Raw genomic sequence first — 25,348 nt, 5'->3', positions numbered from 1 at the left:
TTATGGAATATAGTGAGTTACAGATGACGTCGAATTTTAGTTTCCTTCGGGGCGCTTCACATGCACATGAGCTAGTGGCTCAGGCTGCGATTTTGGGGTATAAGAAAATAGCGGTTACAGATCGAAATACTTTAGCAGGTATTGTGCGCGCACATGCTGCTGCGAAGGAAAAAGGGTTGGGTTTTATCCCGGCCTGTAGACTGGACCTGCTAGACGGCCCAAGTTTATTGGCCTATCCTACGGATAAGGAAGCTTATGGTCGACTGTCAGCCTTATTAACTAAAGGCAATCTGCGTGCTGAAAAAGGGGAATGCCATATCTCCCGGGCAGATGTTTATGAACACGGCAAGGGGATGTTGTTTACCGTAGTTACACCTAATCAGCTGGATCGTAGGTTCAAATTTGAAGATGATTTTGTGAATGCGCTCGCACAATATCACGAGGCCTTAACTGGACAGCTATATCTCTCTGCAAGTATGTCGTATTCTGGTTATGATGAAAAACTGATGTTTCGGATTCAGCAACTCTCAGATCGCTTTGGTATTCTAATGGTGGCTACTGGCGACGTGCATTACCATGATCCTTCCCGTAGGGAGTTGCAGGATGTACTAACTTGTGTAAGAGAGAAATGTACCATTCAGGAAGCTGGTTTCCGACTGCATATGAATGCAGAACGCTATATGAAACCAGTAGGAGAGATGCACCGGCTGTTTCGCAAATATCCCCAGGCATTACACAGTACATTGGAGATTTCAGAGGCATGTGGTTTTTCCTTAGACGAGCTCAGGTATGTCTATCCGGCAGAAATTAACCAAAGCGGGCGAATGCCACAGGAAGAGCTGGAATACCTTTGCTGGAAAGGTGCACATGATTTTTACGGGGAGATTGTCCCGGAGAAAGTTGTGAAGATGATCGCTCATGAAATGGAGTTCGTAAAAAAAATGGATTATGCGAATTATTTCCTTTTCGTAGAGGATATCGTTAGAGAAGCACGTAGTCGTGGGATATTATGCCAGGGGCGGGGATCTGCAGCAAACTCGGCTGTTTGCTTTTGCCTGGGCATTACTTCAGTAAATCCCATGAAATTTGAGTTGCTGTTTGAGCGCTTTATTTCTTCAGATAGAAATGAGCCGCCGGACATTGATGTAGACTTTGAACACGAAAGACGGGAAGAGATCATCCAGTACATCTACGATAAATATGGGCGCGACCGTGCGGCTATTGTGGCTACGGTTACTCAGCTGCATCAGAAGGGCGCGATTCGTGATGTAGGTAAGGCAATGGGTCTATCGGTAGATACCATTAACCGGCTTTCCAATTCGATCTGGGAGTTTACCGATGAATGGTTTGAAGGTAAGCGTATTACTGAACTAGGGCTGAATCCGCGGGATCCCCATTTGAAAAAGACCTTGGAACTCACCGCGCAGATGATGGGCTTTCCCCGCCAACTCGGTCAGCATACAGGGGGATTTGTGGTGACCAATGGTCAACTGACTGATTTATGCCCGATACTGAATGCCAGAATGGAAGACCGGACCAATATTGAATGGAATAAAGACGATATTGACGCATTGGGCTTTTTAAAAGTTGATGTGCTGGCTTTGGGGATGCTCACCTGCATTCGTAAGGGCTTCGATTTATGTAAACAACATTACGGGCTGAACCTCACCCTTGCCAATGTACCCCAGGATGACCCTGCGGTTTATGACATGATCTGCCTGGCCGATACGCTGGGCGTTTTTCAGATTGAAAGTCGAGCACAGATGTCCATGTTACCGCGTTTAAAACCCAGGGTATTTTATGACCTGGTTATTGAAGTGGCCATTGTCAGACCCGGACCGATTCAGGGTGATATGGTTCATCCTTATTTGAGGCGGCGAAATGGTGAGGAGCCCATTGTTTATCCCTCTCCGGAATTGAAAGAGATTTTGGGCAGGACTTTAGGCGTACCCTTATTTCAGGAGCAGGCCATGAAGATTGCGATTGTCGCAGCCGGGTTTACACCTGCTGAGGCTGATGGCTTGCGTCGCAGTATGGCGACTTTTAAGTCCAAAGGGCTGGTAAATCAATACGAAAGGAAGCTTATTGATGGGATGATGGAGAAGGGCTATACGGAGGAGTTTGCCAAGCGAATTTTTAAGCAATTGGAAGGTTTTGGTAGTTATGGTTTTCCGGAAAGCCATGCTGCTAGTTTTGCATTGCTGGTTTACGTGTCCTGCTGGCTGAAACATTATTATCCGGATGCCTTTGCAGTGGGCTTATTGAACAGCATGCCAATGGGATTTTACCAGCCTGCACAGATTGTCATCGATGCGCAAAAGCATGGTGTTGAGGTTCGTCCGGCGGATATTAATTTTTCGACCTGGGATAATCTGTTGGAAGAAAAATCGGGAAGGTATTATGCAGTTCGATTGGGTTTTCGCGAGATCAAAGGGCTTCGAGAAGATGAAATGAATGTTCTGGTAGATAACAGGGCTGAAGGTTATAAAACGATTACATCCTTGCGTGATGCAGGCATTAGTATTGGAACATTAGAACGGCTAGCGGATGCGGATGCATTTCGCTCCATTGGTCTTGACCGAAGGAAGGCACTTTGGGAGGTTACTGCTTTGCAGGATATGCCGGTGGAGATTTTTAAAGGGCAACCTTCAGAAAGTGTACTCGAAGCACAGGTCGAATTGCCTTTGATGACACAAGCTGAGCATGTGGTGCAAGATTATGCGACTGTTGGCTTGTCATTGAAAGCGCATCCGGTGAGCTTTGTACGGCCGCAATTGGAAATGCTACGCATTTTATCTACACATACGATCAATAATGATTCAAGCAATGGGCAACTGGTCAAAGTAGCTGGATTGGTACTGGTTCGCCAGCGCCCCGGTACTGCCGGAGGCGTGTGTTTTATTACCATCGAAGATGAAACCGGTTATTCGAATCTGGTGGTTTTTGAGAAACTGTTTGAGACTTATCGCAAGGAGATACTGCATTCCAGGTTGTTGATGGTAGAAGGACGATTACAGCGGGAGGGGCTAGTGGTGCACGTGATTGTTAGTAAATGTGTGGACCTGACTAAAATGCTTGGTAAACTTGTGCAACGAGAGCAGGATGATCTACCTGTACTGACTTTATCCCGCTCAGATGAAAAGAGTGCGCCTAATGAGGCCTTTCATGGAGGAAGGAATTTTAGGTAATAAATTAGATCTATCCAAGACTTGCCAATAATTTGAACGACAGTCAATCCAATAATTTTGGTTTCTAATTCTCTCTGTGGTAGTTGCTATATGTTATATTTGCTACTATAACCGAAATAGATTAACAATTGTCAATGTGTGCGATTAAAAAGGGAGCAGATTTCGAAAGACTTGCCAAAATATTTTTAGAAAAGATTTTAGAAGAAATAGGGTATGAAGTAGTTAGATCTAGGAATCAAAATTCTGGAACTCAAGATGGTTATGATAATGCGGTCGTGGTGGTTGACAAATATTTTCGGCACAGTTGTATTTATGTTGAATGTAAGGATTATTCTACACAGCTGAACCATGCCGCTGCTATGGAGAAAATTCCGCATATAATTTCTACTCATAGCAAGATAGATCTGCTGCTATTTATATCCCCCTACAGGGATTTCTCTAATCCTAACGAAGACCTTAAACTGGCTGACTTCTATGAAGTGCTTTCAGATGCTTGCCCGGTAGAATTTCTTACGCCGAATGCTTTTGTTAAAGAATATTTTTCGTTATATCCGGAACTGTATAAACCGATTTATAATCTTGAGCCTGAACCAGTCAAAAATGAACGCAGGCAACAATTATTAAGTAAATTCGAGAAGCTACTATTTTCCGATAAAAATCTTAAAAAAATAATTATTGATGAATCTCACAGACATCTCTATATCGGCGATATTATCAATGATCCGCATCACATTAATAGGTCATTGAGGTCCGAAAACGAGGAGAATATTTACGAGTGGGGAGAGGATGATAGAAAGTTTTTGGGCGATGTGCTGTCTACTTCTAAATGGGGGGTGGTACTATTGGGAAACCCGGGTTATGGCAAGACCAGTGAATTGAAGGATTTTGCAGTTACACTATGGGAAAATAGGGAGACACGGATGCAAATTCCGAAATATGAAAGATTAAGAGAATTTAATTCGGGTATGACAATCGAGAATCTTTTACCTGAAAATTATCAGAATATAGGCTCATTAATAGTTATTTTGGACGGTATTGATGAAATTTATGATATAGCTGATTTCACCAATAAACTTAGGAGATTTTTCTTGGAAAAACGACAATATTTAGATGAAGGCTCTATTAAGTTTATAGTTAGTTGCCGGACCAATATTTACCTCAAATACATCAAGGTAATAGAGAATCTGGAGCCATATTTTATAAACGGCGTATCAGAAGGTGGGGCCGTTCGTTTTTTGCATAACAAATTTAATATCAATCTGGTTGGACGAAAAGAATTCGATTTCTGGAGGTTCAGAGATATCATCCAAAATCCATTTTATCTCGAAATGATTGGTAAAAGCCTTGTGATCAATCCTGATGTTGTCATCTCAAGACCAAAGCTAATCGAATCCTACATTGATCTAAGACTCGAAGAGGACTTTACCGATAAAAACAGAAATGATATAAAGTTTAGTAAGGCGGAACAACTTCAAATTGCAAGTGAGCTGGCGATTGCTTTTGAGATGATGCAACGCTCAGAACTCAAGGAAAACGAGGTAAGAGTTATTCTTGGTGATGGCAGGGATTGCTCAAAAAATCCCTTTTTGGAACAGAGTTCTTCCAGCACCTGGAGTTTTGAGCATAAAAACATACAAGAATACTTGACTGCCAGAAGCCTATCGTTATTATCTTTTGAGAGTATAATAGAATTGATCAGTATAGCTAGCAATATACAAAAGGTTCATCCAAGCTGGCATAACGTGATTTCTTTTCTGCTGAATATGTCTTTCAATAGTTTAACGTATAAAAAGCTAGTAGATTGGCTGGTAAAATATGATCTTGAACTAGTATTTTCCGCTGACCCAGGTAGCATTCCCGAAAACATCAAAAACAGTGCGCTTCAAACTATATTCCATAGCACTACTTTAGACCAAAGTTTATGGCTCCCAAACATTTCGGCCATTGCAACCTTAGGCAATACAGAAGTGAATGTACATTATCTTTTTGATAAACTTGAGGATTCTTCTTTGCATGTAAGAGCAAGAATGTCCGCATCCTCGCTGCTCAGAGAAATGTCGCTAACTGAAAAGTTTCCTGAAAGACTGGAAAGTGTTTGTAAACAGCTGGTAGTGGAATTTATCGCCAGTCCTGGAGAAATGATTTATTTTATGGAGGATGTTCTTAAGCTTGCTCTCGGTGTTCAGGGTCCTGATAAGCCAGCGATTGCAACTTTTTTAATTACTGAGCTTAGGGAATTTGATCAACGAGAAATTGTCAGGCCAATACTTGACAGTATAAACGGAACAAATCTTGCTCAATACATAGATTATGTCCTAGATATTTTGAGCAAGGCAATTAAGGAAAAACCATGGAATCAGCATTCTAAGTATGGGTCATTAGTTTCTACCAAAGAAAAGATATTCAATCTTTTTTGTAAGGTTAAAGATCCGTTACTGCTGATGCAGATTTTTCAGTATCTCATTGAAAGGCATAAGAATTATGAACTTAGGGAAAAGGAAGTCAATGAGTTTTATGTTCACATAACTGCCGTGTTTAAAATCCATGTCTGTGATATCAAGGTTAAGTTGGTGGAATTAATAACCGATGCAGTCTTGGGGGATAAAATCCGGCATTTCGAAGACGATCTGCTCGTAAATCTTGTTAAGGTATGCCATCTACAAGAAGCTATTGCAGAACGGGTACTTGTCCATACTTCCCAACGTTCTATTGCGGTTCATTTTGTTGCGGCTATACTAAATGATAGGCTTATACAAATGATCATCAATGCCTATAATTGTGGGGAGCTGGATGGAGTATTTCTGAACTCGCTACGAAACATTACAAGCTACGATGATATCGATCTAGGTATTCTATTTCAATCAATTACCGAAAACAGAACGAATTATCGTTTTGAGGTATTATTTGATAAGGCAGAGCGAGAAGATGAAATTGCATTTAATCTCAGTCGGGAACAAGCGGATTTTGATATGAAGTTTGACAAACAGGGCCTTATAACGGATATGGAAAAGATCTACGACCATTTTGGTGTTCAAATACTTTCTTATAAAAGGATGGAGATCTTCACTAAGCTTTACTATGAGAAAGTCGCCTTACGTAAAAGAGTAAATGCTTATTCAAAACAGTTTTTAAGGGAAATTATCCACAAGGACTACAAAGTCGGAAAAGGTCTGAATAGGAATAATCTATTAACAGTTTTAGAGGGAAATGAACTTGACCGTATGGAGGATATACAAAATAATCTTCCCACAAATGATAGAATCAGGGTGGTAGTAAACGATCAACAAAAACAAGAGATAGAAGCATGGTGCCTGGACAACCAACAAATAGCTATGGATTTCTATGATGATTCTCTTGATGATCAAAGACTCACTTGTCAACGTACCGTTAGGTTGATTTTAGGTTTCCAGAAGCATTTCAAATTTAAGACGTTAAATCCTGACTTGCTGTTTAAGATGATTTGGGACAGTGCCGACCATGAAAAGTTAAATCTCGATTATATGGATGGAGTAGTTCCAAGAGATAGGCTACACCAGCATATTCTTTCACTTTTAGACGATGAGAACCTGTCAGTTTCTTGCCAATTTTTACTTTATCAGTACTTACGGGATAAAGGTCTTGAAGTTCCAATTTATGATGCCAGGCTCAAACGAGAAATTTTTTCAGAGCTGACCATTGGCAACAACTATTATCCTCGGCAAATAATTAAACTCTTTTTCAAAAATGACGTCCCACTTTTAAAGATGCTTCTACTGGAATTTGGTCTAGACAAGCGACATTCTCATTTTATCCTTTTTTTGCTTGAGCAATTGAATAAAAACGGAGAGGGCGCCCAAGTGGAGTTATTTCTTGTAAAGAACCAATCTATTTTGATCGTAGAAGGAAGCATCGAAGAAAAAGCCATTATTTCGATACTCATGAGAAATAATAGCAAGCTTGCTTTCGAATTGGTGTACCAAAAGATGCAAGAAAAGCTGGTAGAAAGTGAACCACTTATAAGTGGCTATGGTAAGTCTTGGGAATCCTATTCAAATAAAGATGCAATTCCAGTACTTTTGAATATTATTGATGCTCATATTTCAGGTTTTACAGGCAAGGGTATTTATGACCGCACTACAACCTCAGCAATAAGGATGGCAACAGAAGCATTGCTTTCGATAGCCAAGGCTCATGATGAAGACTTGTGTTTATCAGTTCTTGATGATTTTTTATCCAGGAAATTTATTGGAAATGATCATGATGATATTTTTTACCTCAATGGATTCAAAAGAGATATTGAGAATGTGACATCGATGCATCGTTCCAAACCATATAAATTAGGACAGGCCGTTGAAATATTGCAAAAATACAAGTATGATCTTATCTAGAAAAGGATGGAGATCTCCGATATTGAAATAGATGCGCTGAATGCAAAGTGAATTAATCAACGTTTGAGTTTCAACACGTAAATATCTGCCTGCAACTTATTGCTATCATTATCTTCACACAACAAAAATGATAATTCATTTTCTCGGCTATATTGCAAAGTCAGGCCCTCGAATTTATGCCGGCCTGAGATTTCTTTCGTGAAGGTTACCTTCATCGTTTTTATATCGATGCAGCCTATAATACGACCTAAAACCTCACCATCATTATAGGTGGAATTTGTGTTTTCCGCTGCTGCTAAAAATTAAAATTTATCTTCTACTTTAATGGCATCTGTAAAACTGGAACAAACACCTCTAATTTCAGGAAGCTTTAATTCAGTAAATGTAATTTTGGAATTCCCGGTTAAGTGCTTGCCATGTAAGGTGAAAACAATGTTTTTTCCAAAGTTTCCATTTCCGCGGTTAAAGAAATACAAGGAATCTCCTGTATGCACAACCCCTTCAATATTAAATGTTTGGTTATTTAACCCAGATAAATCCTGCATCCTTTTATATAACGCCGATAAATCCAAAACGGAAACTATTTCTTTAGTATCTTCATTTAGCTGAACCATTTTAGTACGATTTTCCGTCGAACCAGATCCGAAAAGATGAAATGAGTTCGCATAAAATGCAAGAGCTTCAAAGTCCGGCTTGAGCCTTTTCTCGATGTTTTTAGCGGGTTTTTCGCATAGGGGATAACGCTTCAAACCTAATGATTTGAGTTCATATTCATACAAATAAGAACTATTGTCCCCCTGTCACATACAGTACATTATCTTTAAAAAATAAACCAGATGCAGAATCTATTCCTACTAATATGAAGTAATAACTCCAGTGTAAAACTATTCATTGATCGGTTGATTTTAGATATTCATTCACATATGAGTTGAAGATTGGCTCCGGAAAGATAGTTAATTATGCAGACAGTACTTCTCCGTTGTTTTTGTTTCAAAATTCTGATCATAAACTTAATTTTTTATACATTTAACTCAAAATATTGGAAAATACGAAGCTATTTGTATGGTATTCCAATAATAATTAGACGCTAAATGAACAGAGTAATTTTACAGCCAGCATCCGATAAAGCTTCCAGAATAAATTATGAAAATACTGTTGTTAATTCCATAAGTATAGATAGTATAGTCAAATATGTCAATCCAGAGCAGGAAGCAGAATTAAGAGGGATATATCCATCGGGGGAATTTAAGATCTGGGGAGTAGACAGAGACGCCAAAGGCAGATCTACGAAGGTGAACGATTGGAACAGAATTACGAAAGGGGATGTTGCAATGTTTGCCAGGGATAAGGAAGTGTATGCATCCGCTACTGTTACTACAAAATTCCGCAATGCCGAACTTGCTATATTTTTGTGGGGCTATAAAGAAGCTGATATTACATGGGATTACCTTTATTTTATAGATGAAGTAATGCCTCAAAATATACCCTACGCCAGTTTAAATGCAGTTATTCCAAAAGGTGATCTCCTGAAAAATCAGTTTTACGATCCAAAAAACAATATCCAGGGCTTCCGGGTACTCAGTGACGTGCAAAGTGAATATGTATTCTCTGTTTTTGCTGATCTGGAAAGTGAAACCTATTTTGATGACACACTTACCGGCAACAGAGATGCTGCAATAGCCAAGCTAAACAAGTTGGATAGCACCGACCGAAATCAAGTCACAAAAGCACGCAAGGAACAAAAGATTTTAAAAGAATGGTTGTTTAGTAATGGAATATATGCAGTATGCGGAATCTGCAATAAAGAATACCCGGTTTCTTTGCTGGTTGTTGCACATATCAAAAAACGATCAAAATCAAACCATGCAGAACGGACAAACCTTGATATCGTTATGCCCATGTGTAAATTGGGCTGCGACGAACTGTATGAACAAGGATACATTGGTGTTAAAGAGGGGAAGGTCGTCAGCATTAATCAGAAGTATACTACGGCAACCATCGAAAGCTTGAAAGAATCATTAAGGGGCAATAGCTGCACTCATTATAATGATCAGACAAAGGGATACTTTGAATGGCACCTAAAAGAGAATAAATTTCAATAACTTTATCCTGATGAGCAACTGGAAAGAACTACAAGAAGCCTTAATTAAATTCAGGAACGAACGTGAATGGGAGCAGTTTCACAATCCCAAAGACTTGGCTCTCGCTTTATCTATAGAAGCAGCTGAGCTAAATGAGCTTTTTCTTTGGAAAAAGGCAGAAGATGCCGACCAAGAGAAAATCAAAGAAGAATTAGCCGATGTGTTGGCTTACGCCATCTTACTTGCCGAAAAATATAATTTTGATATTAATGAGATTGTGTTGAACAAAATCAAAAGGAATGGGGAAAAGTACCCGGTTGAAAAGGCGAGGGGTACTGCCAGGAAGTACGATGAGTTAAAATAACTGATGTGGTACATAGTGCGATTTTAATTATTCAAACCATTGTATTTTTGTTTTTCTGCCTTATTTTGTTCAACATATTAAAGATGAGTAAGATTGATGAGACCCGCGAGTTGGTTGAGGTTCTTACCTCAAATGGAGTGGACTAAGTTATACTAAGGTGAGTTTTTTAAGATTGGTAGATACTCGGTTGCTGAAGCTAAAACTCTGTCTTAATATTGAGATGATTAGAGAAACCAAGAGAAAGATATTTATAAAAAATAGTTATGATCAGGTTATGTATCTAGATTGTGCCTCAGATATTCTAACTTGTTAGCTTCTAGTAATATTCAGTTTCTGCGTTGCATATTTTTTTAAAAAAAAACAATAGATCTTAGATTTGTTTAAATATTTTAGTTTAATGAGATAGTTTTTTAATTTAAATTAGCCTAGGACTTAAAATACTATCGATATTTCAGTTAATTTGGAATTACTTTCTCATTTAATTGGGATATTATTAGACTCCAGCTACTCTCTTAATATAAAACTAAATTAACGCAAATGCATTTAGCATATATAAAAATTGAAAATTATAAAGGTATCGAAGTGATTGAAACAGCTTTCGATGCAAAACTGAACATAATTATCGGTGAAAATGGATGCGGTAAATCCGCAATCATTGATGCCATACGTTTACTATATAATATTGGCGAACCAATTAGGGAACTTTCCGTTTCATTTGATGATTTTCATCAAAAATCTATAGATAATGGTGGGAGTAAAATCATTCAAAAGTCTGCACTAATAACTATTACATATATTTTCAAAGGATTATCAACTGCACAAAAAGGGGCTTTTTATGAATATATGGTGATTGACCCCAATAAGATTGAAGAAGATTATGCTAAAATCATAATTTCTTATGAAGATAAAGACGGAAAATACCCACATTTTACATACAATACTGGAAATATCGACGGTCAAAAAGCCGATTATAAAACGTTTGAGCTATTTCAACACTATTATTTAGGAGCATTAAGAGATAGTACTAAAGATCTACTGAGTACCAGGAATAACATTTTAGGGAAAGTTATAAGACGATTTGTAAAGAGAGAAAAGTCTGAATCACAAATAGAACAAATAATAAAAGATGCAAATTCACAATTGTTAGATCGTGATGAGGTTAAAAATACCCGAGATGGCGTTAACACTAATCTCGAGAGTATTTTTAAAAAAGTAATTGACAATAGAATTGGTGTCAGAATTGAGGAAGCAAAAACAGAATATATAGTCAATGCGATCAAACCTTATCTTCCACATGATAGGAACACTTTGGTTGATGAGGGTTTCCACTTATGGCAAAACAGTTTAGGATTAAACAATCTAATTTATATTGCAGTTGTCCTAGGTGATATAAAAGAACAGATTAAAGATAATGGTCTACCACATTTTGCATTATTGATTGAAGAACCAGAATCTCACCTTCATCCACAATTGCAACTAAGTCTTTATAACTTCCTAAATAATGCGAACGCTACCGAAAATAGTCAATTATTTATAACTACTCATTCACCAACACTAACCTCGAAAGTTCCTCTAAAAAATCTCATATTATTAGATTGTGGAAAAGCAACAAAACTTGATGAACAATTTCAAAATAGGGAATCTGAAAAGATAATTGAAGACACTACCAAAAATAAAGAATTGTTAGATGCAGATTTTGGAAATAGTATGAAGAAACTTCAAAGGTATATTGATGTAACCAAATCTCAGCTTCTATTTGCAAAATCAATTTTATTTATTGAAGGAATATCAGAAGAACTCTTGATTTCAGCATTTACTCTTTTAGAGGACTATAAACTTGAAGATTACAGAACCGAAATTGTTAACGTAAAGGGAACTTCATTTTACCCTTTTCTGTATCTTTTCAACCATTCTAATATATTAAAACGAATTAACAAGCCAATTTCCATCATTACAGATGATGACAGATTTACAGAATCAAAAAAAACTGAGTATAGCTTCAACAATTTGGTAAGCGATACAAAGGTTTTGGATTCATTAAATGATTGTATCCAGAAAGGTAATGCTGTATCAAGAATTAAGAATTTGAATTCTGTTAAAAACAATGCCGATAATATAAAGATTTTTGAGTCATTTAAAACCTTAGAATATGAAATAGCATTGCATAATGTGAGTATTGACAGAAAGATTTTTAAGGACAATTTTTTAGTAAAATATCTTGATATAATAGAAGGTGATAAAGTCAATAAAATTGTTGCGTATATGTCAACATTTACAGATGATCTGATGTCAGATGAGGAAAGAAGAAAAGTCGCGATCCTTTTATGGAAAACATTACCTGCAAAAGCTGAATTTGCACAAGACTTTTCGATTCATTTACTTGATAATTTGGAAGATGCAAAAGCATCATTTATCGTTCCAATATATATATTGAATGCCCTAATTCATTTAAAAAACGGTTTGTAATGTATTTTGAAAATGAGGAAAGACTAGCTTATTTACAAGCTAGAGGGAAAGTTATTTTAAATGCCTGTCCTGGTAGTGGAAAAACAACAACTATCGCAAAGAAGATATTAAATCTAGAGATTTCAAAAGAAATCGGAGGTCATTCTGGGGTAGCTTGTTTGTCATTTACTAACTCTGCAAAAGACGAAATTAATGAAGCATACAGAAGGTTGAGTGGTAAATCACTTCAGTTTCCTAACCATGTATCGACAATAGATAGTTTTATAAATAAGTATATTACACTTCCGTTTTATAATTTACTCAATCGTGATTTTAATAGGCCGAAGATACTTGACCATACGACCATCTTGGATGATATGTGGAAGACTACCTATGTGAAAAATGGAAAAACACTTGATGGATTAGTAAGACCTCTGAATAACACCGAATATAAAGCAAAAAATAATAGAAGTGTTTTTCATCTATATCCGCCAAGTGAAATAAGAATCGAGCCAAATGGAACTTTTTCTATTAATGGAAATCAACCATCACCTGAAAAAGTTGACAAAACTAACTTTGAAAATTATTGTAAATTAATCAAGAATACTCAATTTCGAAAAGGACTTATATCAACTGGAGATTCTGCTTTCATTGCTCTTCACTTGTTAAAAAATAATCCTAAAATTTGCGAATGGCTTAGCTTAAGATTTCCATTTATCATAATAGATGAAGCACAAGACAATTCGTTAATGCACCATGCCATATTTGAAGAATTAGTAAAGCAAGGTTTAAACAATATTGAATTGATTGGAGATCCTTATCAAAGCCTATATGAGTGGAGAGATGCAAAACCAACTGAATTTTTAAGGAAATATGAAAAAGACCAGACTTGGCAATCGTATGATATGACGGATAATCGACGTTCATCTCAAAGCATAATTGATGTTTTCTCAAAAGTAAGACGACCAGGTGATACAAGAATTAACAGTGTAGGTTGTGAAGATCTTAAAGAGTCAATTTTAGTTTACAAATATTCTAGCGCCAATCATCAATTAATTATTAAACATTATGACGATTGTTGTGCAATGAGAAAATACATTAGCAGCTGTATTGTTGTCCGAGGAAATACCTTGAAAGATTCATTGTTGGGAAAAAAGACAGAACAGAGACCTTGGGGAATTGATTTGCCAAAAACAATTATTTATGCTAAAAATCTTTACATGAGTGGTGATATTAAAAATGCAATAAAAGAAATTAGGACAATTTGTATTCCACTCATTCATTCAGATACAACTGAATATCATGGATTGAAAGAAATTGAGAAAGAAAAGAGTTTAGATCCGTACTTTAATTCCCTAATGATTACTATTTTAGATGAATTACCGGGATTTAGTAAAACAATTCAAGATTGGACGACTGAAACTCAGGAATTTTTAAAGAATAAATTAGAACTTAGTTATGATGTTGATTTTGATTTAAGAAATAGAAAATCAAAATATTTAGAAAAATCTACACTTTCTGAAAGTGTTAGCCAACATTTTAAAAAGTCTTTTTCTGCCTTCAATATCCCTATAACTACAATACATCAAGTAAAGGGGCAAACTTTGGATTCAATTCTTGTTTTTTTCAATGAAAGAAAGCATAAGGATAATATCATATTTGACAACATATCCAATATTAACAACACTTTTCCTGACGAGACTAAAAGATTAATATATGTGGCTTTATCTCGGCCTAGACATCTTTTAGCAATGGCTTTCCCGGATTCAATAACAGATAATGAACTCAAAGAGAAGTTCGGCGACGGAATCAGAATAATAAAGGAAGAAGAGTTGAATCCGTTTTAATCTTTATCATTATATGACAGAATTTGAAGAGAGTGAATTTAGAGGCCCATTATTCAACCAGCTTGAAAGAGGAAGCCATCTTTTATGGGAACCGGGACAGGTTTTCGAGAAAACAATTGGTGTAGATAGGGCATTATTATGCGTACATGACTATTTATGGAAGCTGCATGGCTTTAACGCTCCGCTTGGTGGTTCGGTACTTAGGGCTCATAACTTCCATTACATTTGGAGTAGTACGAAGCCTAAGAAACTATTGCCTGATTTTAACCTGAACCTTTTTATACAGGCCAAGCGTTCAGAGTATTCTTCAAGATCGAAAATAAAACTCAGACCTCATATAAACGGTGCTCACTGGTATTTTGAAGTTACCCCACATCAGCAGGTATCTCTTGAATTACTTGAAAAAGAAATGGCAGGAGATGCGCTGGTGGTGTATGCCGCACCGGTATTTCACGAGCAACAGGATCTGTACAACCATACCTCAAATCAGACACTTGTTTCCAACTCTACGTTTCCAAAAGTTTCGATACTCACGGGACACTCAAAATGGTATTATGACAAAGGAGGAATGACTGGCGTTGCAAATCCGGATTTTGAAGATTTTGATGAGCTAAATCTGCTATCACAAATAGAGACTTTGCGCAAACAGGCGGGAAACTATCGTTCTGATAGTCGTATCCGGAATTTACAAAATCTCTCTAAAGCTGTCAGGAATGTAGTGGAGAACCAATCAAATAGTTTTCAGGCTACAAGGTTTGCGTACGAAATAGAGCTGATAGATAATATGATCCTTGATTATGAGGTGAACAACTATGAGGGGGTGAAAGATTATATGCAAATTGAGCTGTTTAGCCATCTTTGGAAATTAAACTGGTTGACTTTTTAAAACGTAATCGCTCGATAAATATACAGTCAGGATGTTCGTGTCTTAATATAACCTCATGATTGGTGTTTTAACCGTTTTTTGGCAGGATTTAAATATCAAATTCCCACAATGTTTTCAAGTCTGGGAGGCTTTTAATATGGAAGAGGCTTTTCGTTTCGTCTACTATTTCAAGGAAATCATATTTACCGGCTTTAACCTCTTTAACAAATGCTGCTGTGAAATCAGTATAATTTTTTTTTGAAACAAGATGTCTGGATTTACCTAAAATATTGTCAATTGATATCTGGGCAGCAATCATTTCCTTTTTCACTAGTTTCAGGAGCATTGTCGTAAATTCTTCGTAATTGTCTACAGCAATATCCAATTTGTCTCTCATCATTTTATCGTTTATGAAAAGATTTCCGAGAAGATGGTTGATGATATTTAGAAGGATAGCAAGTTGTTCAGGTTTTGGTGTTTCAATCTCGTGAAGCGCCTTATTACCCAGAAACCTTATGGAGTGTAGCCTTTTAGATTCGCTCTTACTGAGGTGCCCTTTACTATGCAACAGGTCTATACGCTCGGCGAGATTCGCTTGTTTGATTTTCAAATAATTGCAAATGGCTTCAATGACTGCTCTGAATCCTGCAGCTGTGAGCAGTAAGGATTCGATTTTAAATGCATTGACGGTTTCCCTATAAATGCGTCGAATGTTTTCCGGGACTTGGTTAAGTTGTTTCAGCTCTTCCCCGTTCTTAAGATAGGGTGGGTAAATATCGTCATTTTCATAATACTCCATCCCATCGTGCTCATTCCCGGTCATCATGAAATTGTCGCCATAGCTTTCCAGGAAGGAAATATTTTCACACCCAGCACATTCTATTAATTGGAATCTTTTGGTCCAGTAAAAGTGGTAATCGGCTTCTTCGCCGGTCTTCTTTTTTTCAAAAAGCATACACTGGTTCCTTAGACCACCGCAAGTTCGGCAAAAATATTTTTTTTCCATTATTTCCATAGCGGAAAATTAATTAAAATTTTTGATTGCAGGTGTGCCCAAAACATGTAATAGCAGCTAAGTAAGATAATCCTAGTCAAAATGGTCCCCATTCGCCAATGTGTTGTTCAATGCTTTTACCACCTGCGGCAGCTTGGCATCAGGTAACGCTTCCACATACCCATAACCGCTGAAAGGTAATACGGCAACATACACCGAACAGGCAATCAGCTCACCGGTTGATGCATCAACATAATGCAGCACATCGCCTGCAAAGTCTACCTCTAGTAGCTTTGCAGGATAGTGGACAAAGTGCATGACCGCATTGTTCAGTTTCATTTGATCCTGTAAAAGTTCACAGAATCGGGAATACTGAAACCCTGATGGATATTCGCTGATGTATTCCTCCCAAAGCAGTAAGCGGGGCACACCAGTTCTACTAAGTTCTTTGTTAAAGTATTCAACAAGGCTATTGAAATGAACTTTTCGGGGAGAGTATCCTCCGGTACAAGTGGCTTGATTAAGCCTAGAATCTGTTTCAGCTGCTGGTCGGATCGTTTTAAAAGTTCGCTAAAGTCGACTCCTGTTTGAAGGAACTTCCTAAGGTAGAGGGCAATTATTTTCCTGTTAATCTTAACCTCTTTTTCTATCGATCGCTGGGAAACACCACGTTCAAGAAATAAAAGTATCTGTCTTATCTTATGCATACTAAGTAGCTTATTTGCCAATTACTATAAGTTTGGTTTCAAACCAAACTTATAGTAATTGGCAGTTAAACTCTTCTTAGGGGCGTACTTTGCAGTGGAATATCCACTGCCAATAGCAGTAGTTTTCTTTTTTGTATTTTTTTCTGATGTTTTAGTGTCTCATCGTAAACGTTGGACTGCTCACCCATTTTACTTGCTAAAATGAAGTCATTTTTAAATAGTTGTGCTATGGCATTATTGCCGGTCGAAACTATAGATAAATCTAATTTGCGGTAAATTAGTTTCGGATCAATGTGCTATTGGTTCTTGATAACTTGCGGCATTGGGGAGGAGCGGTCAAATGGGACGATTTTTCTTCTCATATCCTGTTTGTCTTTGAAATGGCGGGATATTTCCTGAGTAAGCCTGGTATAGTCATTTGAATCCCCATTCTGATGATAGAATATTTTTACCGATTTGCAGTTTTTATGCTCGAAGATCATGTTTAGCATAGTGCGATCGGAAAGCCCGCAGGAATGTCCAAGGGTATAGATCTGATAAGGGGCGGAATCGATGAAGCGGATCAGGTTATGGTAATTAGAGGTCTTGAAATACCAGAAGGATTTAATGTACTCGAAGATTCCCTTTGTTCTGTCCAGCTCGAAATCGGCGTAATCCTTGTCTAGCTCATCTCCGAAACCAAAAATCGGCCTATTTTTTTTATCACCAAGTTTACCGTGGATGTAATTTAATATGATGTGGGCGTCATTCATGCTGAGGTCATCGACGTAATTTTCAACTGTGGAGGTGTAGTTGAAGTTTAGGATCATCGTCTGGTCAATCTCTGAATATAGTTCTTCTTTTGCTGTTAATCCGACAAACTCTCCGGCGTCAAAGGGGCTGTCTATGATCGAATCATAACTGGTTTTATGAGCGACGACATCTAAAGTGGAAAGATATTCTTCCAGCTTGTTGATTATAATTTTTAGTGAGCTGTTTAGCGCAGCAATCTCTACTTCTTTTTTCTGCCGGCTTGTGTTCCGCAAGGTATGCTTGAGCTGTTCGTAAAAAGTATTCTCTATATCAACCCAGTTCGCATGATTACAGTTCAATAGTAGGGTAGCGAGTAAATTAGAATGCAGATTGAATTTAAAGGGAGGTGTGTAAGTATTCTGCCAGTTCGGAAATTTTAACGCACTGCCATCTATCATCTGAGAAAAACCCTTTTTATAGAAATAATTTACAAATTCCAGGACGTTATCCAAGCCTTGTGTATGAAGTGCGTTCAGGTCGTAGAGGTCAGGGAAGGTAACAGTCATCAGTTCATCTGCATACTCACGGTGTGTTTGGGCCTGTTGCAGCGCTTCTACCAAATACCATAGGATGAAGTCATTGTAGTTGGTCTTGAGTTGGTGGGCCAGGTCGAAGCCATTTCCAAGTAAGATGAGGCGGTTAATGGGGGATTTTATCATTTTTATTTTCTGATCCAATTTAGTGAAGATTTTGCAATGTTTAAATTCAATCCTCCGTAATTCCTTATTTAGATTGACAAGGTGCATTCTCTGTTAAATTGGGAATGCAGATGCAATTAGTAAGCCTTGTTTCATGTTGGATCTTTTATAAATCCTGTTTTAGTTTTGAAATCCTATCGGAATAAATCTTATCATCCGATGATAAGAATTTTGTGCGTTGAAGCTCCTCATTTAGTACATTCGTTGAGTATGATTTTATGAGTGTGTCCATTTTTTGTATCGCACTTTCAAGATTGAATTTGAGATTGGAATTGATACTGATTCCTTTATATTTTGAATATTGTCCTTCACTGTCCGGGAACTTTTGATAATCGACATTCATACTGTCAAATACCGAAGTATCACCATAAACGATACGTCCATTTATCATCGAGAACCTGATCTTATGATCATCGTTTGCTAAAACATGGTCTGCCACATTGTTGATATCAGCCACCTTATAAACAAAGAGATCGGCACATCCACCTTCTTTAATTTCCGAATAGTTTAAATTACCCAGTGCTTTTGCTGCATTAGTCGATGCCATTCTGAAAATCTCAGCGCTACTAATTCCCAAATTCATTTTATCACTATAATATTTGGCAAACTTCATCTCATCTAAAATATGCTTACTGCCACTTGGGGTCCAATCTGTACCTAGACAAACATTAATCTGTTCAGCGAGTAATGTTTCAATGGGAAGCGTATCATTATAGAGTAGCAGATTTGAAACAGGTGACCAGACAATACTAATGTTGTTGTCTTTAATAAATTTGACCGTCGCCTTGTCTTTATAGTCAATCCCATTTGCATGAACCAATACTAAGTTGGCACTTTTTAAATTGTCAGGATTAACCTTTTGAACCAGCGTTTCCAGTAATGATAAACATTCCGTTTTTGAATATGCATCCTTCTTAGAATGGTATAAATTGCCTGTTTTTCCTTCACCAATGTGCGCAATTGTTGCATAGAATTGGCCATTGTTTTGATGGACAGAAATCGTGAATTGATCCAATGATTTTTGTGCTACTGGATTCCATTTGGAAGTGTCTGTATTAGCGTTACCATCTAATATTGCATCGGGTGTATAAAAATCTACTACAGGAAAGACCTTGAGTGATTTCTCAATACCTAAGTCTTCAGGATTTCCGGTATTGCGAATCAAATAGCGCTTCATGTCAGGTTCTTCATCATCCAGACTTAATGTTTGCAATAGAAGTCCTGTGCCGCCGCAAACAGCCTGAATTTCTGAAAGTATAGCATGAACCCTTTGTATTTCTGTTAGTGCAAGGGTTTTGTATATATCCAGATAGGAAGCATTGGATTCCAAAAACAGTGAATCCATTTTTTTGCTGTCCACATATTCAGCAACAAAACTTTCAACGAGGTTAATGTTGTTTGCCCAGTCCTTCTTAATAAAAGCTACAAAATCTCTTATATCTGCATAATATTTTGGATGATGGCGCCATTGATGCCTGTTATTCCAAACAAAGGGCGAGTTCCAGATTGGCAGGATATTATAACCAATATGTGTATGAAGGTTAATCAAAGCAGGCAGGATAACTTCATCATTAGCCAATTCGATAATGAAATTATTTTGAATAAGGGAAGTGTCTGCTTTGCCATCAATCACCTTAATGACCTTACCATCATTTATAAAAATACTTTTCAGTTCACAACTATCGTTGTTTTGATCGTAAACATTGCCAATGATACAAATGGGTTTCGTAGAACTTATTCTCATATTTTTTGATTAAGATTTCAATTAAATATACGTTTTCTTTAGCTTAACTATTTCGTGGGTGAGGGGTGGAAATAAATTTTATCCCTTAATGTCTCTAGGTTATAAAAAGCTCGTAGGTTTTTCCAGTAGTCAGCAATAAAACCCATTGTATCCTTTACATTTCTAATACTGCTGATCGGAAGTTCTCTGATAACGGATTTTTTCGTTTTTGTTAAAGTACAAATATTTGCTATGCTACATTCCTTGTTTTTTATCTTCGGATACTCCGAGTAACAGTTGGAAATTTTGAGAGGAGTAGCCGAAACAGGTAAAAGAAAAAGAATAAAGATAAATACAAAACATCCCGGATATTTAGTTTGAGAGTCTATAACTTTTAAAAGGCTATTCAAAGACAACTTTGTTAAGTTGTTATTAATCATTATATTAGTTAGGTATTTATTTTAGTCAACTAATCTCGTCTTATGGATATTAATGAGGAAAATAGAATTAAATTCTTCAAGAATTTGCCTTCAGGGACTTTTGAATTGGGAGTTGCTATAGCTCAACTCGATCTGAATAGTGTTATACAGAAAACTAAAAACTCGTTTAACTTATTTTCATTATTTCCTAGCTTGGATGATTATATTGGCGATGTAAGTCGCGGAGATTTAATACTTATTGCTGCTAAAAAAGGGGTTGGAAAAACATCTTTTGCAACAACTGTTGTTCATTTTGCAGCACGTAGCCTTTCTACATCCTGTTTTATTGGTTTTTTTGATACGGATTTTATTGACTATTCTCAAAGACTTTTGGTAACTGAGTCTAGGACAAATATTAATGAACTTATTTTAGAAAGAATTTCTCCCGGAGAAAGCTACAGAATTATCAAAGCTGAGCATAACCTTAAAGATACCCCTATCACGCTCTATAGTGATCCGATTGCTAGTTTGGAGAAACTGTGTTTGGAGGTTTCTAGCTGGTCAAAAACATCCAAATTTAATAGACGACTTATTTTTATTGATACTGTTCAATTTATTGCTCAAAATGATCCTTCTAAACCTTCATTTCAACTCATAGCCGAAACATTAAATGATCTTGCAAAAAGTACAAACTCAACTATAATGTTCACTTCAAACGTATTCTCTGATACTCCGGATGCTAAAACACCATTAATTGAGGACTTAGAAGGTGGTGCTCAATTATCAGATAAGGCAGATACTGTACTTAGTATTAAGACCTATGATCTTTCATCTACGATTACGGTTTTAAAATGTAGGGGTAAAACTTCATTATTCGAGCTTCCTCTTTTATTCGAAGAAAGATGGCAAACATGGTCTCAGATTTAAAATTACTCGTTAATTAATTCTTCATAATATTATGAATTGTAATCAATATAACGTACCGGATAGAAGTGTTCACTCAGGTACTAATAATAAGTTAGCCGTTATTTGGTATGTTGTATCAGAACAGGAGTATGATACTGCCAAGTGTTCAATTCTTACACATCTTAGTTATAAATGGGTTGGAGCTATAGTCGTCGTTTATTCTGGCATAAGGGAACCAATACAGCTAGGAGAACTTTCTGAATATGACTGTCGTGTCTTTGAGTACTGGCAAAGTTTCGGAGATGGGTACGAAACTCCACTAATTGAAGGTGGGTTTGATCAAATTAAAGCTAGGGAGTTTGCTATATCCTTAGCGACAAGTCAAAATTGTTTGTGGATGATTCATTGTGATGCTGATGAGTTTTTTCTTAATGATTTAGGCGAATTTCTTACCTCTTCAGATGCGGATGTAATTAAGACATCGGTTTATCATTTGCTTTCTGAAAATACATTCTGGGTACAAACCAAACAAGTAAAGTATATTGAAGATGGGGAAATTATTTTTAGCCCTAGACTGCGAATTTGGCGAACAAAATTTGAACCTGAAATCCTTTATGATCAACGAAATTCAAATATTAATAATACCAGGCACTGCATAACTTCATTCGCCCACATTTCTTCTATAAAAACTGAATATTTGCCGGGTCTATACCATATTCATATTCATTTTTTATTGTATAAGAGTAAATGGGATGTTCCAAAGCCAGAGGGTATTCTGTCTGAATCACCATTGCCGAAGATTTATCATGATTTTTTAAATGAAAATGGAAATCCAAATTATCATATTAATCAGGTTAATATTGAACTTATAACTGATGTTTTTGAAATTGATTTGGGAGAAGATAAGTGGATAGTCTATGCGCCCCTGCGGGGAACCGCATTTTATACAGACACTCTGGGGGCAAATATGATCAGGGGTTTGCGAAAAGGACAATTTGTAAACTACTCTGATTACTCAATGCCAATAATTGAACAGTTAACTGTGATTGGTGCACTAGGACGTAAAAAGGAATCAGAACCAAAAGTTAATTTAATAACAGAGTTTAAGCCAGTTGAAGCTACATTGTTATTTAATGAATCCTGCAATATGGGCTGTTCTTATTGCTATGCAAGTAGTAAGCCATCTATTGGAGAGATGACATGGGAGCTTGCTGAGGCTTCGCTTCGCTTTGTTGTTGATAATGCAGCAGATACTTTAGAAAAAAACGCCTCTATTCGATATTTAGGCGGAGGAGAACCTACATTAAGTTGGGATCTAATTGAACGAGCTACAAAATTCGTTAGAAATTATGCGAATCAAAAAGGAGTGTCAGTATGGATTAGACTCATTACCAATGGGACTGTCTTGAATTCTGTTCGGAGTCAGTGGTTATTTGACAATGTTGATTATGTTACTTTATCTTTCGAAATATTACCGGAACTACAAGGAAATCTCAGACCGTTAGTCGGAGGACAGAATTCTTATGACCGTGTGATTAAATCTCTTAAAGAATTAAAAGAAGTGGGTGTTCCTTTTGAAATTAGATCAACTGTTTCAGAGAAAAATGCTAGTCGTATGCTTGAAGCAGTTGAATTCTGTAATGAGATTGGTGGTATATCTGAGATTAGATTTGAACCGGTTTCAAGTATCGGGAGAGCATCATTTGACGAAGGAATAAGTTCGGAACAAAAGGCCTTTGTCCGTGAATTTCTTAATGCTCGTTTTAGAGGGAATGAACTAGGTATTCACGTGAGATGTAAAATGACACGAAATATTGATCGAATAGGTGCGCGCTTTTGCGAGGCTGAATTTGCTGTTTCTTATACAGGAATAGTTTCTGCGTGTCACAGGTATAGCAGAAAAGATATAGATGGATTTGAAACCTTTCATATAGGTCAATATTCTGATGGTCATTTTAATTTTAACCTTGACCAGATAAATAAAATTCGGGGTATTTCGGTCAATACTTTTGACGAATGCAAGACTTGTTTTGCAAAATGGAACTGTGCTGGAGAGTGCCTTTCGAAGCGAGTTACAGGGACATCTATAAATACTAAAGGCAGCCATTGTGATATTGTTAGGGGAGTATTAGCTCATATGATCCAGGAGAGATTAAATGGAGAAGAGATTCTTGCACCAATTATTTAGCAAAAATATGGACAATAAAAAAGATTTACAGAATTCATCTGAATCAGAGGAAAGAAAATCAGGACAAAAAGATGATGAAAGCAAAAAGACTCAATCTACGAAAATTCATATTCCAAGACCAGGAATTGTAGTTCACCCTAACGCACCTCAAAGACTAAATGTCGAGGGGGAACCAATAGTAGGTACTTGTTGTGGATAATTTTTATAGGACAATAGAAATAACCACTGTCAGTGGGTGTAGAGTCGGATGCTCCTATTGTCCGCAAGCTAATTTTGCAAAAGCTCATAATGCTGTTTCATCAGAGACTAAGATGTCAATGACAACATTTGTTAATTGTATAGAATCAGTGCCACTTAACGTAGATATCAGCTTTTCAGGATATGCCGAGCCTTGGCTTAATGATAATTGTACAAATATGGTTGAATCAGCCTTAGCAAAAGGACATGGAGTGAAAATTTTCACCACTCTTGTAGGTATGAATCCTAGTGATGCAGAACGAATAATGGCTCTACCTTTGAAAAGGATTGTTATACATTTAGCTGATGATGGCAGTTTTATGAAGGTTAAAATGAGTAAGAAGTATTTAGAAGTACTTGAAATCTTTTTAAAAGCAAAACACCCAAAATTAAGCTTCATGTCAATCGGTAGAGTGAATGAAGAAATTCTAAAAGTACTACCTCAGAAGCAAGTAGGGTATCACGCCTTAATAAGCAGGGCTGGGAATGTAAATCAGGATATTATAATACCGCCAGCTTATCTCGAGGGGCCAATTATTTGTTCGGCTGAAAGGCTTTATAGAAATGTGTTATTGCCAAATGGAGATGTTACACTCTGTTGCATGGATTTTGGACGAGAGCATGTTATAGGTAATCTATTAGTAAATAAATATAAGGACATACATAAAACTTTGGAGTTTAGGAAAGTTATCTCGTTGATGGCTGGAGAGGAAGGAAAACTTTTATGTAGAAATTGTGAGTTTGCAATTCCAGTTACTTAGGAATAAACTTAATGAGGTGACTGTTGGTTGAGATTAATTAATCTAAAATCCAACTAACTTAATCCATAATTTACGATCTCATAAATCTAATGGATTTAAGGATAAGACGATAATTATTGGTGGTGCGGGAATGGCAACAATCCGGTTCTTTTGAAATCTCTAGATTTTATTCCCGTAGGCTTATCTATGATGATCAGATATAGATGGTTGCTTTGCTGTATGTTAATATCAATCGTTCTATCTAAATATTAGATGCGAAATAAAAAGCAACGCTAATAATGCGGCCTCAATTGCTGAAATCCAGAGCAATTTTATCTTGCTAAAATATACTAACCCGTATTCAATCCATAATGCAATTGCGGCAATAAACATTGCGCCCAAGGGCAGTATTCCCCCTAAGCTACTTCCACCTGTTAGTCCCATGTAATAGTATAGTGTCGGAATACCCCAAATAAAAACCACTGGAACTAAAAATAAAAATAGAGTCGATCTATTTTTAAATCTGTTTTTTATCCCCTTAATCATAGTTGCTTTCAGTGAGCGTAAGTTTGTGCATGTTGTACGTGTCGATTATAGCCCGTTAATTGATTTAGGAATTAAAAACTATGCTATGGATCTAAATTACAAATGTAAACTGAGATTTATCATAAAAACACTATTTTGGTTTCTTAATGTATTCTTTAAATTAATTAACGAAAAAACTTACTATCGGAATGATCTGATAGCAACTAAAAAGGTATTTCTGGTAAGCAGTAGAACAGCAGAT

Annotated in this window: 15 protein-coding genes and 1 pseudogene; 11 read left to right on the top strand and 5 right to left on the bottom strand. The window is 36.8% G+C overall.

Translation table 11 applies throughout. From position 1 onward, the window contains the following. Positions 1 to 2: 2 nt before the first annotated feature. Positions 3 to 3,188 carry an error-prone DNA polymerase gene (locus tag BLS35_RS04685; protein ID WP_090778316.1) on the top strand — a complete coding sequence of 1,062 codons (3,186 nt, stop codon included), beginning with the start codon at positions 3 to 5 and terminating at the stop codon, positions 3,186 to 3,188. Between the two features lie 134 nt (positions 3,189 to 3,322). Continuing rightward, on the top strand, positions 3,323 to 7,555 hold the full coding sequence (locus BLS35_RS04680) for an NACHT domain-containing protein (RefSeq protein WP_090778315.1): 4,233 nt from the start codon (positions 3,323 to 3,325) through the stop codon (positions 7,553 to 7,555). Positions 7,556 to 7,611: 56 nt separating this feature from the next. Here BLS35_RS04680 and BLS35_RS28350 read toward each other — a convergent pair. Continuing rightward, positions 7,612 to 8,340, bottom strand: a pseudogene (locus BLS35_RS28350) (hypothetical protein); the annotation flags it as partial. 306 nt (positions 8,341 to 8,646) lie between these two features. Here BLS35_RS28350 and BLS35_RS04670 point away from each other — a divergent pair. The 5 genes from BLS35_RS04670 to BLS35_RS04650 all read left to right on the top strand — a co-directional run bounded on the left by BLS35_RS04670 (position 8,647) and on the right by BLS35_RS04650 (position 15,178). Continuing rightward, on the top strand, positions 8,647 to 9,657 hold the full coding sequence (locus BLS35_RS04670) for a hypothetical protein (protein WP_090778311.1): 1,011 nt from the start codon (positions 8,647 to 8,649) through the stop codon (positions 9,655 to 9,657). Positions 9,658 to 9,667: 10 nt separating this feature from the next. After that, positions 9,668 to 10,000, top strand: coding sequence for a nucleotide pyrophosphohydrolase (locus BLS35_RS04665; RefSeq protein WP_090778309.1), 333 nt, complete (start codon positions 9,668 to 9,670; stop codon positions 9,998 to 10,000). Between the two features lie 537 nt (positions 10,001 to 10,537). Next, on the top strand, positions 10,538 to 12,466 hold the full coding sequence (locus BLS35_RS04660; protein WP_090778307.1) for an ATP-dependent nuclease: 1,929 nt from the start codon (positions 10,538 to 10,540) through the stop codon (positions 12,464 to 12,466). Next, positions 12,466 to 14,292 (top strand): ATP-dependent helicase, encoded by a 1,827-nt coding sequence (locus BLS35_RS04655; RefSeq protein ID WP_090778305.1) that lies wholly within the window; start codon positions 12,466 to 12,468, stop codon positions 14,290 to 14,292. The genes BLS35_RS04660 and BLS35_RS04655 overlap by 1 nt, the downstream gene beginning before the upstream one ends. A 13-nt stretch (positions 14,293 to 14,305) precedes the next feature. Then, a complete protein-coding gene (locus tag BLS35_RS04650) occupies positions 14,306 to 15,178 on the top strand; it encodes a hypothetical protein (RefSeq protein WP_090778303.1) in 873 nt (290 codons plus the stop codon). Positions 15,179 to 15,266: 88 nt separating this feature from the next. Here BLS35_RS04650 and BLS35_RS04645 read toward each other — a convergent pair whose 3' ends face one another. From BLS35_RS04645 to BLS35_RS04625, 4 genes are all read right to left on the bottom strand, one after another. After that, the gene (locus tag BLS35_RS04645; RefSeq protein ID WP_090778302.1) at positions 15,267 to 16,172 is read right to left on the bottom strand and encodes a DUF4145 domain-containing protein; all 906 of its coding nucleotides are present in this window, start codon (positions 16,170 to 16,172) and stop codon (positions 15,267 to 15,269) included. Positions 16,173 to 16,244: 72 nt separating this feature from the next. Continuing rightward, entirely contained in the window at positions 16,245 to 16,580 is a 336-nt protein-coding gene (locus BLS35_RS04640; protein WP_132225928.1) for a hypothetical protein, read from the bottom strand. Positions 16,581 to 17,154: 574 nt separating this feature from the next. Further along, positions 17,155 to 18,309, bottom strand: a complete 1,155-nt coding sequence (locus tag BLS35_RS04630; protein WP_165973220.1) for an AbiH family protein — start codon at positions 18,307 to 18,309, stop codon at positions 17,155 to 17,157. A gap of 145 nt (positions 18,310 to 18,454) precedes the next feature. Further along, positions 18,455 to 20,092, bottom strand: a complete 1,638-nt coding sequence (locus BLS35_RS04625) for an amidohydrolase family protein (RefSeq protein ID WP_090778294.1) — start codon at positions 20,090 to 20,092, stop codon at positions 18,455 to 18,457. Between the two features lie 461 nt (positions 20,093 to 20,553). Between BLS35_RS04625 and BLS35_RS04615 the strand changes: the two genes are divergently transcribed. From BLS35_RS04615 to BLS35_RS04600, 4 genes are all read left to right on the top strand, one after another. After that, positions 20,554 to 21,417 (top strand): DnaB-like helicase C-terminal domain-containing protein, encoded by an 864-nt coding sequence (locus tag BLS35_RS04615; protein WP_090778290.1) that lies wholly within the window; start codon positions 20,554 to 20,556, stop codon positions 21,415 to 21,417. A gap of 31 nt (positions 21,418 to 21,448) precedes the next feature. Beyond that, the gene (locus BLS35_RS04610; RefSeq protein WP_090778288.1) at positions 21,449 to 23,584 is read left to right on the top strand and encodes a radical SAM protein; all 2,136 of its coding nucleotides are present in this window, start codon (positions 21,449 to 21,451) and stop codon (positions 23,582 to 23,584) included. A gap of 7 nt (positions 23,585 to 23,591) precedes the next feature. Next, positions 23,592 to 23,783, top strand: a complete 192-nt coding sequence (locus BLS35_RS04605) for a hypothetical protein (protein WP_132225927.1) — start codon at positions 23,592 to 23,594, stop codon at positions 23,781 to 23,783. A gap of 118 nt (positions 23,784 to 23,901) precedes the next feature. Beyond that, positions 23,902 to 24,582: an SPASM domain-containing protein gene (locus BLS35_RS04600; RefSeq protein ID WP_165973219.1), complete on the top strand. Its 681-nt coding sequence runs from the start codon at positions 23,902 to 23,904 to the stop codon at positions 24,580 to 24,582. Positions 24,583 to 25,348: the final 766 nt, after the last annotated feature.

The organism is Pedobacter sp. ok626, assembly GCF_900100435.1.
Taxonomy (GTDB): Bacteria; Bacteroidota; Bacteroidia; order Sphingobacteriales; family Sphingobacteriaceae; genus Pedobacter.
This window is presented reverse-complemented; position numbering and strand designations above follow the sequence as displayed.

Bases quoted from the DNA above. Each gene is read 5' to 3' on its own strand.
- BLS35_RS04685 (WP_090778316.1), top strand. From the start codon at position 3: ATGGAATATAGTGAGTTACAGATGACGTCGAATTTTAGTTTCCTTCGG.
- BLS35_RS04680 (WP_090778315.1), top strand. From the start codon at position 3,323: ATGTGTGCGATTAAAAAGGGAGCAGATTTCGAAAGACTTGCCAAAATA.
- BLS35_RS04670 (WP_090778311.1), top strand. From the start codon at position 8,647: ATGAACAGAGTAATTTTACAGCCAGCATCCGATAAAGCTTCCAGAATA.
- BLS35_RS04665 (WP_090778309.1), top strand. From the start codon at position 9,668: ATGAGCAACTGGAAAGAACTACAAGAAGCCTTAATTAAATTCAGGAAC.
- BLS35_RS04660 (WP_090778307.1), top strand. From the start codon at position 10,538: ATGCATTTAGCATATATAAAAATTGAAAATTATAAAGGTATCGAAGTG.
- BLS35_RS04655 (WP_090778305.1), top strand. From the start codon at position 12,466: ATGTATTTTGAAAATGAGGAAAGACTAGCTTATTTACAAGCTAGAGGG.
- BLS35_RS04650 (WP_090778303.1), top strand. From the start codon at position 14,306: ATGACAGAATTTGAAGAGAGTGAATTTAGAGGCCCATTATTCAACCAG.
- BLS35_RS04645 (WP_090778302.1), bottom strand. From the start codon at position 16,172: ATGGAAATAATGGAAAAAAAATATTTTTGCCGAACTTGCGGTGGTCTA.
- BLS35_RS04630 (WP_165973220.1), bottom strand. From the start codon at position 18,309: ATGATAAAATCCCCCATTAACCGCCTCATCTTACTTGGAAATGGCTTC.
- BLS35_RS04625 (WP_090778294.1), bottom strand. From the start codon at position 20,092: ATGAGAATAAGTTCTACGAAACCCATTTGTATCATTGGCAATGTTTAC.
- BLS35_RS04615 (WP_090778290.1), top strand. From the start codon at position 20,554: ATGGATATTAATGAGGAAAATAGAATTAAATTCTTCAAGAATTTGCCT.
- BLS35_RS04610 (WP_090778288.1), top strand. From the start codon at position 21,449: ATGAATTGTAATCAATATAACGTACCGGATAGAAGTGTTCACTCAGGT.
- BLS35_RS04605 (WP_132225927.1), top strand. From the start codon at position 23,592: ATGGACAATAAAAAAGATTTACAGAATTCATCTGAATCAGAGGAAAGA.
- BLS35_RS04600 (WP_165973219.1), top strand. From the start codon at position 23,902: ATGACAACATTTGTTAATTGTATAGAATCAGTGCCACTTAACGTAGAT.